The organism is Streptomyces sp. NPDC021020, assembly GCF_044333285.1.
Lineage (GTDB): Bacteria > Actinomycetota > Actinomycetes > Streptomycetales > Streptomycetaceae > Actinacidiphila.
In genome coordinates this window covers 225,675-238,172 of the sequence record NZ_JBIRQQ010000004.1, presented here as the reverse complement: position 1 = coordinate 238,172, position 12,498 = coordinate 225,675, and the positions used below count along the sequence as shown (strand labels likewise).

Sequence of the window (12,498 nt, the reverse complement as noted above, 5' to 3'; positions counted from 1 at the left end):
TCCCCACAGCCCCACGATTTCGTCAGGACGCAGGCAGCCGATGAACGGGGCACTGCCGCATGACGATCGGGCGTACGACTCTGAGCGACCACGTGGTGCGGGAGATCGTCGAGGAGATCAAGCAGCGACAGCTACGCGCGGACGACGAGATCCCCGCCGAGGGCGAACTCGCCGAGCGTCACGGGGTGAACAGGCTCGTGGTGCGTGAGGCCATCCGCACACTGGTCGCCCGGGGCGTCCTTGTCTCGAGCCAGGGCAAGCGGGCCCGGGTGGCGACGCCGTCGCCCGCCGTGCTGGAGCAGATCCTCGCGTTCCGCCTCAGCCAGAACTCCATGGACCTGCCCGACCTGCTCGACACCCGCCGGGTGATCGAAGGCGAACTCGCCCGGCGCGCGGCCGCGCGGGTCGCGGCGGGGCACGGATCGGTCGAGGAAGCCGAGCGGGCTCTGCAGGTGATGCGCGACTCCGCCGGCGACCGTGACGCGTTCATCACCGGCGACCTCGCCTTCCACGAAGCAGTGGCCCAACTGGCCGACTCCGGGGTCTTCTCCTTCCTCCTCGCGGCCATGAACGGAGCCCTGTTCGACGCCCGCCGTGCCAGTTACCGCGGCCGGGAAGAGCGCGGTGCCCGGCAGGAGGCGACGATCGAGGCGCATCAGCGCATCCTCGACGCCGTCGCCGCCGGTGATGCCGAGGGTGCTACCCGGGCCATGGCCGACCACCTCGCGGAGACCAGCAACGATCTCGGGCTGCTCCCCTCCGAATGAGTGGCCGAAGCAGCGGGGGAGGTCCTGGACATCCCCCGCTGCTGGGTGGGAGCCGGCCGCGGAGCGGTAGCTCCCACCCAGGCTTCAGCCGAGCAGCCGCATACGGGTCGTGGCGCTGAAACCGGCGGACAGGGTGATGGCGGGATCGACGTAGTTGCCCCAGGACAGGTCGGGATAGTTGATCCTGGCGCTGGTGATGAGATCCACTCCGGGATCGTGGGCCGCGAAGGGATCGGAGGTCACGACTTCGAAGGCGTCGACCGCCACGTACGCGTCGCTCGCCGACGGGCTCTTCTGGCCGGTGACGCGCACGGTCACGGTGTGCCCGCCTTCGGCGAGACCGGTGCGCTCGAACACCTTCTGTGCAAAGAGCTTGCTCGCGGCGTAGAGGTCGACCCGGGTGACGGCGCCGCCGTCGACCGAGATCTCGGCGATGCCCTGGTTGCCCCCCTTGGGACTGATGACGCGGACGCCGGTGCCCCAGAAGCTCACGGTGGCGGTGTCCCCTGCCTGCTTGCTGAACGACTCGGTCCGGCCGAGGTCCCCGCCGGTCCAGGACTGGGCGGCGTCGGCGTGGGTCCACGATCCGGTGTAGGTGACTCCCCCGGAGGCGTCGTCGACGATCGGGTTGACCACGCGGAAGGCGTCGACGAGCGCGTAGGTGCCGCTCGACGCGGGGTTCTTCGTACCCGTGCACTCGACTTTGACCGTGTGCTCGCCGTAAGCCAGGGGGGCGCTGCGGAAGACCAGTTGGGCCGGAGACTTGCCGGGGCCGTACAGGTCCACGGTCGCCGCCACCGCGCCGTCGACGGAGATCTTCACGATGCCGAGGTTGTTCCCCTTGGCGGAGTAGAGCCCGACGCCGGTGCCGGTGAAGGTCAGCTGCGCCGAGGCCCCGACGGCGTTCGTGAAGGACTCCGTGCCGAGCAGGTCGCCGCCGGTGTAACCCGAGTTCGCGTCGGCGTGCGTCCACGCGCCGCTGTAGACGACCTGCGCTGACGTGTCGTCGACCACCCGGGGTTCGACGGGTGCCAGGCGCACCGAGTCGGTTCCCCCGGATTCGATCTGCACTCCGGGGCCGTTCGCTCCGGCGGTGGCCTTGGCGAGGCGCACGTTGGTCTTGGTGCTGCGGAAGTCGTTGGTCCAGTGCGCGGCGCCGTCCTTGCCGAAGAGGAAGTAGCTGTGCGTGTCCTCGGACCAGGGCCAGGTCGGCTGGACGCGGTAGCCGTCCGTGCCGGAAGCACGCGACCTGGTGGCGGTGCCGGTGGCGCGGCCGATGTGGTCGTCGGGGTACGCCGTCCACTGGCCGTCTCGCTGCCAGGTGAGGGTGTCGGTCCCGTCGGCGAGGGTGTAGCGCACGCCGACGTCGCTGACCTGACCGGTGGGCGGATTGGTGATCGTATAGGTCGTGGTGAGCAGGCCGTGGCCGTCGACGGCTATCCGGAAGGTGGCGCCCACCGACCCGAACGCCCCGGTGAGCGTGACCACCGCCTGGCCGCCGCTGGTGGTCACCGCGGCCGACGCGCCGGCCCACCTGCCGGGCACCGTACGGGAGATCACCAGGTCGGGGCCGCCCGTCAGCACGCGGGTGCCGCCTGCAGTGGCCTCGACCAGCCGCGCGGTGGACTTGTCGAACACCACCGTGAAGGGTGCGTCGACGCCGGTGAGGACGATTCTGTTCGCGGTCTCCTGGACCGTCGGCGCGGTGCCGCCGACCGGGATGAAGGCTGGTGACGTACGGGTGTTGAGCCACAGGCGGTATTCGTCGACGAGTGCCGAGCCGCGGTTGAAGGTCAGGTGGAGGACATCGCCCGCCGCCCAGGGCCCGGCCGGGATGGTCAGCGTCCCGCTCTGCCGTGCCGGGACGTTCACTCCACCGACGGTGCCCGACCTGCTGCCGATCTGCCAGGTGACGGTCAGCTCGCCGAGGTTGCTGTGGTCGAACCAGTTCTGGACCGGTACCGGGATCGCCCCGCCGGGAGTCAGCCCGGTCAGCACACCGTCGGCGATCTGCACGGGCGAGAACGCCTTCTTGGTCAGCCAGAATTCGGGCTTGCGCCGCCGGTACAGGTCGATGACACCCCACTCGCCGTAGCCGACCGGGCCGGACGGCAGGTGGAACACCTCGTCGATGGCGGCCCAGATGGATCCACCCACGACGCCCTCGGTGGTCCGGAACCGGGCGGCGAGCTTGGCGATGCTGTGCCCCCAGAAGTCGCGTACGCCGGGGTCTGTTCGCAGCGTGTCGACGTTGTAGCACGGGACGTGGGCGAACTCGCCGTATTGGATCGGCTGTTTCGCGTTGCCGTTGGCGTTGCCCAGGTTGGGGTAGTGACCGCTGTAGATGTCGGTCTCGGTGCCACCGTTGGCCTGTCCCGCGTCCTCGAAGACGGTGGGCCGGCTGGGGTCGGTCTGATGGGAGTATGCGTTCTCGGAGGCGAAGTTGACTCCCGTGCCGCTCTCGTTGCCGACCGACCACTCGATGACGCAGGCGTGGCTGCGGTCACGCTCCAGCATCTCGGCGTATTGCGTCATGTACTGGTCCGCGTACGCCGGATCGTTGACCGTGCCGCCCTGGAAGCAGACCGGCGCCTCGACCTCGACGTAGAGGCCGAGCCGGTCGGCCCACTCCAGCATCGAGGGCGTCGGTGGGTAGTGCGAGGTTCGGATGAAGTTGCAGTTGGCCTCCTTGTACAGGCGCAGGGCCTGCTCCTCCATCGCCGGGTTGGTGGAACGGCCCTGCCCCTCGGTGATGCTGTGGTGGCAGACGCCGAGCAGGTGCACGGGTTCGCCGTTGACCAGGAGTTGGTTGCCCTGGACCTTGACCTGACGGAAGCCGATCTGCCGGGACACCGTCTGGGTCTGTCCCTGCGCCTGGTAGGTGGCCCGCAGGAGGTAGAGGTTGGGGTGCTCGGCATCCCATTTGAGCGGCGCCGGCACGGCGATCGCGACCGCCGCCTGCGACGCGGTGTCGGTCAGGGTGATCGTTGACGGCGAGAGGGGGACCTGGTTCCCGCCGGGATCGGTGAGGGTCAGGCTCACCGTGCCGCTCGCGCCGGCCGGCAGCTGGGCTGCCGCGGTCACGGTGAGCGTGGCGTTGGTGTACGAGGCGTCGAACGTGGTGTCGGCGTGCAGCCGGGTGAGGCAGGAGACGGGCAGTGCCACCAGGGTCACGTCGCGCAGGATGCCGCCGATGGTGTGGTGGGCGTATTCGGACTGATCGGCGATGCTTGTCGGACGGTCGGTGACGCCGACGGTGACCGTGGCCGGCTTGCCGGGCGTGACGAGCGAGGTGATGTCGGCGTACCAGGTGGTGAATCCGCCGTCGTGGGTACGCACAAGGGTCCCGTTCACCCACAGCCGGGCGTAGCTGTACACGCCGTCGAAGCGGAGCATGATCCGCATGCCGGCGAAGTCCGCCGGGACGTCGACGGTCGCCGAGTAGGCGCACTCCACGTCGGACGGCACGGTCTGCCCCTGCAAGGCGGGCTCGCCCGGCACTTGGACCTGCTGCCAGCCCGTCGTGTCGGTGCCCGGGGTCCAGAACGACGCCGGTGGGCTGGTCGTGTAGCGCCATCCCGACGTGAGCGCGATGGTCGGTCTGTTCACCCCTGAGACCGTGTCGGGCAGGGGCGGGATGACGGGGGGCGCGGTGGCCGCACTGGCCGGACCCGCGAGGAAGATGTCGCCGACTGCGGCAAAGAAGCCCGCGGCGGCAAGGCTCTTCAGGGCGGATCGGCGTGAGAAGCCGCGGGTGTCGGTGCTGGTGGCCGATGGTTCCTGAGGGGTATGGCGGTGGAGTGACGTCACTGTCAAACCTTCCTTGGCAACTAGGCTGCTAAGCAGATATAAGTGGAAGGCTTTCGGAAGCGCAAGGCTCCGGTCGCGCCGAGGGTTCGGGCCGTCCAGGCCGCCTTCGGTGCCCCTTGCGTCCCACCGCACCCATCGCACAAGGGGCCTGTATGAAGTTGACCGAACTGCCGCACCAGACGATCGCCATCGTGCGCGGGACGGATCGCGAAGCCGCGCTACGTACGGTGATCACCCTCGCGGAGGAGGGCATCACCGCCGCCGAGGTCTCGCTTACCACGACCGACGCGCTGTGGGTGATCGAGCGCGCCCGCCGAGAACTGGGACCAGGCGCCGATATCGGTGCCGGCACCGTCCGCACCGCCGCCGACGCCGCCCGCGCCGCCGACGCGGGAGCGGGCTTCCTCGTCACCCCGGGACTCGGCGACGACCTCCGGCGAGGAATGCCCTTGGGGTTGCCCGTGCTGATCGGTGCCCTGACACCCGGTGAGATCAACTCCGCAGACGAGTGCGGAGCGCTCGCCGTCAAACTCTTCCCCGCCTCCCTCGGCGGCCCCTCCTATCTGGAAAGTCTGCGTGACCCCTTCCCCACCGTGCCCTTCGTCCCCGTCGGGGGTGTCGACGCGCAAGCGGCGCGCGCCTTCCTCGCCGCGGGCGCGGTGGCCGTCGGCGTCGGATCTCCGCTGATCGGGGACGCGGCCCGCGGCGGGGACGTGGCCGAGCTGCGCGCCCGGATCGCGCACTGGCGTACGGCACTGGCCGACGGGATCGCGGCATGACCGGCACGATGGGCCCCGCCGTCGTCACGATCGGGGAGGCCATGGCCGCACTGCGCGCCACCGGTCCGATCAAGCTCGGGCCGGCCATGGAACTGTCGGTCGCCGGCGCGGAGGCCAACGTTGCGATCGGCCTCGCCCGGCTCGGCCATCGGGTGAGCTGGGTGGGACGTGTCGGCGATGACGCGTTCGGCATGCTGGTCCTGCGCACCCTGCGCGCCGAGGGGGTCGACGTCACCCACACACGTACCGACACCGAAGGACGCGCCACCGGACTGCTGGTGCGCGAGGACAGCATCGGGGACCTCGCCAAGGTCGCCTACTACCGGGCGGGATCGGCCGGATCGGCCATCGAGGCCCAGGACGTGCTTCCCGCGCTGCGTCCAGGGATACGGATCCTCCACCTGACCGGCATCACCCCCGCCCTGAGCCCTTCGGCCGCCGATGCCGTCGCCGCCGCGGCGGCCCGCGCCCGGGAACTGGGTGCCTCGGTCTGCCTGGACGTCAACTACCGCGCCGGACTGTGGGATCCGTCGCGGGCCAGGGAGATCCTGCTGCCGCTGGCCCGCACCGCCGACGTTCTCGTCGCGTCCGCCGACGAACTGCACCTGGTGTGCGACGATCCGTCGCTGGACGAGGAGGGCGCGGTGGCCGCCCTGGTCGCGCGGGGACTGCGCGAGGTGGTGATCACCCGCGGCGGCGACGGCGCGAGTGCGACCGACGCCCAGGGCACCATCGATGTCGCCGCGCGGCACGTCCAGGTCAGGGACGTGATCGGTGCCGGTGACGCCTTCGTCGCCGGCTACCTCTCCGCGATGCTCGACGGGCTGGACCTGAGCGCGAGGCTCCAGCGGGCCTCAGCCACCGGTGCCTTCGCCGTCACCATCCGCGGCGACTGGGAGGGGCTGCCCACCCGTGCGGACCTCGCGCTCCTCGACCGGCCCGCCGGCACCACCCTGCGTTAGGAAAGCGGTCGGCAGCCAGTGCCATCGCCTCGGGCGTGTCCGGCGGATCATGGAGTCGGGTCGAGAAGCTGCACGAGCTGGGGAAATTCGGTGGACCGGCCTGGGACCGACCGTGCGACGGCCTCGACGGGACCGCCATCGGCTGGCAGGTTCTCGGCCCTGGGCAGCCGGACGTCGTGGTCGATGACTCCTCTATCTGGACCACCCCGCCGGCCATATGGGAAAAGAGGTCAGAGGTGATCTTGAGATGTGGCAGGAGGAGGACATGGCGAAGTTTTTGCCCGCGCCGGCTGGGGCGGGGCCCGGAGAGTTGATGCCAGTGGCGTCTGCCGCGACGGGCGAGGCGGTCTTCCTCCGAGTTCCGGAGGACCCCTCGTCGCTATGGCGCATCGTGGTCCATGAGTTCGACAGTCCGGCCTGGACTCTCCACGCGATGACGTTCGGCGAGTGGCCGCTGGCGTACCTCAGGGGTGAGGACGTGACGGTGTGTTCACGCAACTGGGCGCCCGACCGCCCGTTCTACGAAACGCGGTCCTGAATCAGCATGACCGCTTGGCGAGGCGGCGGCTCATGACCATGCTCATCGAGCAGCGGATCATCGCCTCCGAGGTCTCGGTGCGATTCTCGTAGTCGCGCCCGAGGCGGCGTGGGTGCATCAGCCACGCGAACATCCGCTCGACCAACCATCTCTTGGGCAGGACGGTGAACCCGACGGTACTGCTGGTGCGTTTGAACACGATCAGAGCGAGGCTCAGGACGTCGCGGGCAAAGTCGACCAGGCGTCCTGGTGTATCCGCCATCAGCCCACACGATCGTGATGCGCCGGCGCCGCTCGCGAAGTCGGGCCAGCAGCGTCCCGCCGGCCTCACGGTCGGTGACCGAGCCAGCGGTCACCACCACGGTCAGCAGTAGGCCGAGGGTGTCCACCACGATGTGCCTCTTGCGGCCGTTCACGTTCTTCCCGCCGGCGAAGCCTCGGCTCGCAGCCGGCACCGACGCGGCCGCCTTCACCGACTGCGTGTCGATGATGCCCGCAGTCGGCTCCTGATCCCGCCCGGCGGCCACGCGGACCCGGTCCCGCAGACGGTCGTGGAGTTCGGCGACCAGGCCCGTGTCCCGCCGGCGCCGGAAGAACGCGTAGACGCGGTCCCACGCGGGAAAATCCGCTGGCATCGCTCGCCAGGCGATGCCGCCCGCTACCAGGTAGCGCACCGCGTCCGCCAGCTGCCGGTGGCAATAGCCCTCGGGCTGCCCGCCTCGGCCCTCCAGCCATCCCGGGACCGGCATCTCGACCCGGATCACAGCCCACTCTACGTCGCTCATGTCGGACGGATACCTCGGTCGTCTGTCCGGACGGTCCCCGGCATTCCCGAACCGATGAGCGAGGCAATCACATGACAGGGCAGCCGAGTTGGAACCAGTGGGTGCAAGGGCGCAGAGAAGCGACAACAGGGCTTCCTGGCGTGCTCACGATCTCGACAACCCCGAGCTGCACCAGCGGCCCTGACTCCATGCTCGATACACGGCAAGATCACCCGGCTGAGCTGGTTCAGTCGAACCCACGTCCATCAAGATCGATAGATCAACAGTCACTTACGGCAGCTGTCTGGTGCCAGCTCTCTCTGCCGCCTCTGCCTGGTAGGCGGCAAGAGTGAGTCGTCCATCGCCTTCTGCTGCGGCCACATGTACGTGCAGCATGCCGTCTTCGCCGAAGCGGAGGGTGAAGAGCGGGTCGAGCGCCGTCAGGAAGTCGAAGTTCTCGCGTTCCTCCGCGGTCAGGGGCGGTTCGAGGACCGCGTCGCAGGTCCAATTGTTGCCGGTGGCGCGTGCCGTGACTCGCACGCCGAGCCGGGCCAAGCATGTGGATCGGTTGGCCCACCATTCGAGCGTCGCGGTGCCCTCGAAGTTGTCCATCGGCCAAGTATCACGGGGCGCGGGTGGCTGGCGCGTGGCAGGTGTGGCAGCCTGCGGACATGCCGATACGCGTTCACGCAGGGCGCCACTACGCCGTCCAGTTCCACTACGCCTTGCCGGACGACGCCTGGTGCGTGGAGCTGAGCGAGGCCGTGCCGGCGCCGGCTGCTTGGGCGGAGATTCCCAGCGCGGCGACGCATCTGCCTGGTGCTGCCTTCATGGTGGCGGTGATACCCGACGAGGACCCCGGCCTTGAGCCGACCGTCCACGTCCGCAGCCAGGACGGGCATGTCATCCCCTACGCGATCGTGTGCTGGTTCATGGGACAGGTCGCCGAACAGGTGGAACGCTGCCGCCGCGCGTTCGAGCAGGGGGCGTCTGAAGGGCTGGAGTGATCACGCGGTGCGCGGTGGGACTGCTTCCCTGTGCGTGGCGAGCCGCAGGCGTTCGGCCGTTTGACGTCCCGCCCCGGTCCGCTACGCGTTCGTCCAGCCGGCCGTGTTGGAGTACGACTCGTAGCTGTACCGGGTGCGGCGGTCCCATGCGTCGCCGGTGAGGCGCTCGTAGGCGGTGTCGGGGACGTGGAGCAGGGCCTCGGCCCAGACGAAGCCGTTGGCGAAGGGCAGGAAACGGGCGGGGTCCCGCAGTACGCGCTCGTACTCCTCGCGGGCGGCCGCGACGACCGCGGCGCGGGTGTAAAGGAACGCGTCGGCCGACAGGCCCTCGCCGTATTCCCCGGGGTCATGTCGGAGAGCATGTCAGCAACCGCCGGGCCTCCGTTGGCCGGTGGGGCCACCGTTACGTTGTTGCGGATTGGCTGCAGGGGCGTTCACGCGGCGTGTGATGTCAGTGGGCGCGGGCACACTGGGCGGGTGAACATTTCCGCCACCGACTGGGTGGAGCCGATGCGTGGTCCGCTCGTCGTCGTGCCTGTGTCGGCGCTGGACGCGTGGCGTGGGTGGACGGACGATCGGGTCGTCAGGGAGGACGGGGCGGGGCCGGACGACTACGACCGCGCCTGTGGGGTGAAGGGGCTGGCCGGGGTCATCGGGGTGGGAGGGGACGGGGCTCAGGCGCTGGTGCTCGGGGACGAGCCGGCGGCCAGTTGCTTCGTCGCCGAGCGGCGGGTCTTCCTCCGCTGGCTGGCGGCCGACTCCGAGGCCGGTCTGATAGCCGCCGCCGAAGCGGTGCTGACGGACCCCGGAACCCCGTGGGAGGAGTGCGGCACGTGGGTGACGGAGGGGCCCGCCGTGCTCATGAACTCCGCCGACACGGGAGTCGAGCTGAGCCGCGGGTATCCCGGGGGTGGACGGCCCGAACAGGCTCCCGTCCCCCTGCCCGCCGGGGTCTGGAGGATACGGGCCGTCCACGCCCGGGCGGACGAGCGGTCCTGGGTCGGGCTGGTGCAGGTCCTTCCCGCCGCCGGCTGAAGGGGAGTTCGGCGGCGGGCCGGACTGCCGGGATCAGAGGACGTCGGCGAGGCGGTCGACCTGCGACGGGTCGAGGCCGTAGCAGTAGAGCATCACCTCGTCGGCACCGAGGTCGGCGAAGCCGGTGATCGCCTCGCGGATCTGCGCGGGGGTGGTGAGGAGTCCGGCGGTCATGCGGTCGGGCGTGCCGGTGAAGGTGTAGTACGCGCGCATACGGGCGCGGGCGTCGTCGACCACCGGCGGCGGGCCGAGGGCGACGTTGACCTGCGCGACGAGGCGCGGGTCGCCCTCGCGGCCGTACTGCTTCCAGAAGGTGCGGACGGTGTCGAACAGGCCGCCCGCCCAGGAGGGCGGCGCGGCGGCGAGGAAGCCGTCGCCCCAGCGGGCGGCGCGTTCGAGCGCGGCGGGCCGGAAGCCGCCGAAGAGCACCTCGGGGCCGCCGGGCCGGGCGGGGGTGGGGCCGATCGGGCCGGCGCCCTCGCCGTACGGCTCGCCGGACCACAGGCGGCGCATGACGGCCATCTGCTCGTCGAGGCGCCGGCCCCGGGTGCGGATGTCGGTGCCCGTGGCCGCGTGGTCGTCGTCCCGGCCGCCGACGCCCATGCCGAGGACCAGGCGGCCGCCGGTCATCCGGTCCAGGGTGGCGGCCTGCTTGGCGAGGAGGGCGGTGTCGCGCAGCGGGGCGAGCAGCACCTCGGTCTGGACGCGGACGCGGGAGGTGGCCCCCGCGAGGACGGCGAGGGCGACGAGGGGTTCGGGGTTGTCGTAGACGATCCGGTCGAGCAGGCCGAGCGTGCTGAAGGGCCCGGCGTCGGCGCGCCGGGCCCAGGTGAGCAGGGTGGTCGGGTCGCCGACGGGCAGGCCGATACCGATGTTCATGAAGGGGTCCTCCGGAAGGAAGGGTCGACAAAGTTGGCTGCCGCCCCTCCGGCACCTCGGTGAGGTGGGACGCTCCCGCCCTGCGGCGTGCTTCCGGGGAGCGTCTCGTCGGAGTGCTCCGACTGTAGGACGCGCCGGGTGCGCGCGACAAGCCGGTACGGCGGGGCCCCGCCTCGCTGTCGGTGGTGGCCCCGCCTCACCGTCCGGACCCGGGTCCGGGGCTCAGTGGCAGGTGGTGGCGAAGGCCGCGGACGACAGCATCGCGCAGAAGGTGGAACGGCCCTGGGGGTATCGGCTCAGGAGGGAGTTGACGTACCAGCCGCTGCTCGGGGGCAGGGCGATCGGGGAGGTGGGGGACGTCTGGCCGTCGAAGCCGTAGCGCCAGTCGATGTTGATGTACGTGACGGCGCGGATGACCTGGGAGAGGTCGTAGCCGGTGCCGGTGAAGTGGGTCTGGGCGCCGTCGACGACGCCGTTGGGGAGCGGGCCGCGGTAGGTGACCAGGGTGTTCAGGCGCTGCATGAAGGCGGTGAAGTCGGCGTCGGGCTGGGTGCCGTCGGAGGCGAGCGCGTCGGACATGCGCTGCACGCCGGACTCGGCCACCAGCATGGGCTTGCCGTGCTGCTGGGCCCACCACATCATGCGCAGGATGTTGAGGTCGACGGGGTAGGCGTGCGGGATGGCGTTGACGTTGCCGTTCACGTAGTCGTCGTAGTAGCCGGAGCAGGTGCGGGCGGCGGTGTCCTCGGTGCCGTTCCAGTAGGTGGTGCCGTTCTCGCGGTAGGGCTGGCACAGGTCGTTGTTGAAGACGCTGACGCCGACCCAGTCGGTGACGTCGTCGCCCGGGTAGAGGGCGTCGAACTGGCCCCGCACGGGGTGGTAGACGAACTGCACGCGGTTGCCCGCGCCGCTCTGCGCGCGCAGGAGCTGGGCGACGTGGCGGAAGGCGTTCTTGTACGAGGTGCAGTCGGTGCCGCCCGTGCAGAAGAACGGGGTGCTCACCTCGTAGTCCACCCGGACGAGGAAGGTGGCCGCCGGGTGGGCGGCGATGAAGGAGGACAGCGCGGTGAACTGCTGGTCGTAGCCGCCCGCGGCGATGGCGGCGGTGGCCTGCTGGGCGGCGGTCTGCTTGTCGGCGTCGTTCCCGTCCCAGCCGGGCGGGTTGTCCTTCCAGCTCACGCCGACCTCGATCTGCTTGCCGCGGTCGGCGAGGAAGGAGGCGTAGGTGCTCTCGCAGGAGGAGCCGCAGGCGCCGGAGAAGCCGCCGTCGCGGACGCTGTAGTAGACCGAGCCGCCCTGCGGGTCCGCGCCGGTGGCCGAGGTCAGGTCGTTCCAGGCGCCGGTGTTGCTCTGCCCGACCAGCAGGGCGCGCGGGGCGGGAGTGGCGGCCTGGGCGGCGGGCAAGGTGGCGGTCAGGGCGGCCGCCGCGGCGAGGAGGGCGGCGGTGAGGATCGCCGCCGGGCGGCGTAGGGGACGTAGGTGGCGTAGGGAGAGGGGGCTGGGCATGGCGTCTCCTGCGTGGGGGGTCATGGAGGGGGCCGACGGCGTAGTACGCGTACCGGTGGGCACGTGCGCGTAGGCAGCGCCATGCGCGGACGCGGCGGATCCCACCGGGGCAGTGCGCGCTGCCCGTACGGCGCTGCTGCGGGGCGCGGGACCTGACCGCGCCTCATCTCGGGACACGCTCCCTTCAGGTGTGCGGTACCACCGAGGCTGGGGGATCGGAAAGTTGCGATAGTTTCTGCTCGCAGGAACGTAGGGTTCCCCACCTCTGACGTCAATGCGGCGATCGGTAACGTTGCGATCACGGTGCCCGTGACGATGGGGCGTTGTCGTGTCGGCGGGCCCCGCTCAGGTGCTGCTGAGGCCGCGTAGGCGGCAGCAATCCCCCGCCGCCGAGCGTCCGGGACATCGCCCCACCAGCGGGCCGCGTGCCGGAAACACAGCGACAGTTTCT

At 70.5% G+C, this 12,498-nt stretch carries 11 protein-coding genes; 5 read left to right on the top strand and 6 right to left on the bottom strand.

Features of this window, described 5'->3' with window-relative positions; genetic code table 11:
- Positions 1-59 precede the first annotated feature (59 nt).
- Positions 60-767: a FadR/GntR family transcriptional regulator gene (locus ACH4SL_RS13015; RefSeq protein WP_398444502.1), complete on the top strand. Its 708-nt coding sequence runs from the start codon at positions 60-62 to the stop codon at positions 765-767.
- Between the two features lie 84 nt (positions 768-851).
- Here the strand turns inward: ACH4SL_RS13015 and ACH4SL_RS13010 are convergent, their stop codons facing one another.
- Positions 852-4,376 (bottom strand): glycoside hydrolase family 2 TIM barrel-domain containing protein, encoded by a 3,525-nt coding sequence (locus ACH4SL_RS13010; protein WP_398444500.1) that lies wholly within the window; start codon positions 4,374-4,376, stop codon positions 852-854.
- Between the two features lie 353 nt (positions 4,377-4,729).
- Between ACH4SL_RS13010 and ACH4SL_RS13005 the strand changes: the two genes are divergently transcribed.
- A complete protein-coding gene (locus ACH4SL_RS13005) occupies positions 4,730-5,356 on the top strand; it encodes a bifunctional 4-hydroxy-2-oxoglutarate aldolase/2-dehydro-3-deoxy-phosphogluconate aldolase (RefSeq protein WP_398444498.1) in 627 nt (208 codons plus the stop codon).
- Positions 5,353-6,318 carry a sugar kinase gene (locus ACH4SL_RS13000; protein WP_398444496.1) on the top strand — a complete coding sequence of 322 codons (966 nt, stop codon included), beginning with the start codon at positions 5,353-5,355 and terminating at the stop codon, positions 6,316-6,318. The genes ACH4SL_RS13005 and ACH4SL_RS13000 overlap by 4 nt, the downstream gene beginning before the upstream one ends.
- 519 nt (positions 6,319-6,837) lie before the next feature.
- Here ACH4SL_RS13000 and ACH4SL_RS12995 read toward each other — a convergent pair.
- Together ACH4SL_RS12995 and ACH4SL_RS12990 are read right to left on the bottom strand one after the other, a co-directional pair.
- Positions 6,838-7,641 (bottom strand): IS5 family transposase, encoded by an 804-nt coding sequence (locus tag ACH4SL_RS12995; protein WP_398444494.1) that lies wholly within the window; start codon positions 7,639-7,641, stop codon positions 6,838-6,840.
- Between the two features lie 270 nt (positions 7,642-7,911).
- Positions 7,912-8,232, bottom strand: a complete 321-nt coding sequence (locus tag ACH4SL_RS12990) for a hypothetical protein (RefSeq protein ID WP_398444492.1) — start codon at positions 8,230-8,232, stop codon at positions 7,912-7,914.
- Between the two features lie 59 nt (positions 8,233-8,291).
- Here ACH4SL_RS12990 and ACH4SL_RS12985 point away from each other — a divergent pair, with 59 nt between their 5' ends.
- A complete protein-coding gene (locus ACH4SL_RS12985; RefSeq protein WP_398444490.1) occupies positions 8,292-8,627 on the top strand; it encodes a hypothetical protein in 336 nt (111 codons plus the stop codon).
- Positions 8,628-8,708: 81 nt separating this feature from the next.
- On the opposite strand, the gene ACH4SL_RS12980 is transcribed toward ACH4SL_RS12985, so the two are convergent.
- Positions 8,709-8,951: a DUF4240 domain-containing protein gene (locus ACH4SL_RS12980; protein ID WP_398445311.1), complete on the bottom strand. Its 243-nt coding sequence runs from the start codon at positions 8,949-8,951 to the stop codon at positions 8,709-8,711.
- A 153-nt stretch (positions 8,952-9,104) separates the two neighbouring features.
- Between ACH4SL_RS12980 and ACH4SL_RS12975 the strand changes: the two genes are divergently transcribed.
- A complete protein-coding gene (locus tag ACH4SL_RS12975) occupies positions 9,105-9,662 on the top strand; it encodes an Imm21 family immunity protein (protein ID WP_398444488.1) in 558 nt (185 codons plus the stop codon).
- Positions 9,663-9,695: 33 nt separating this feature from the next.
- Here the strand turns inward: ACH4SL_RS12975 and ACH4SL_RS12970 are convergent, their stop codons facing one another.
- Together ACH4SL_RS12970 and ACH4SL_RS12965 are read right to left on the bottom strand one after the other, a co-directional pair.
- A complete protein-coding gene (locus ACH4SL_RS12970) occupies positions 9,696-10,541 on the bottom strand; it encodes an LLM class flavin-dependent oxidoreductase (protein WP_398444486.1) in 846 nt (281 codons plus the stop codon).
- A gap of 222 nt (positions 10,542-10,763) precedes the next feature.
- Positions 10,764-12,047 carry a hypothetical protein gene (locus ACH4SL_RS12965; protein WP_398444484.1) on the bottom strand — a complete coding sequence of 428 codons (1,284 nt, stop codon included), beginning with the start codon at positions 12,045-12,047 and terminating at the stop codon, positions 10,764-10,766.
- Positions 12,048-12,498: the final 451 nt, after the last annotated feature.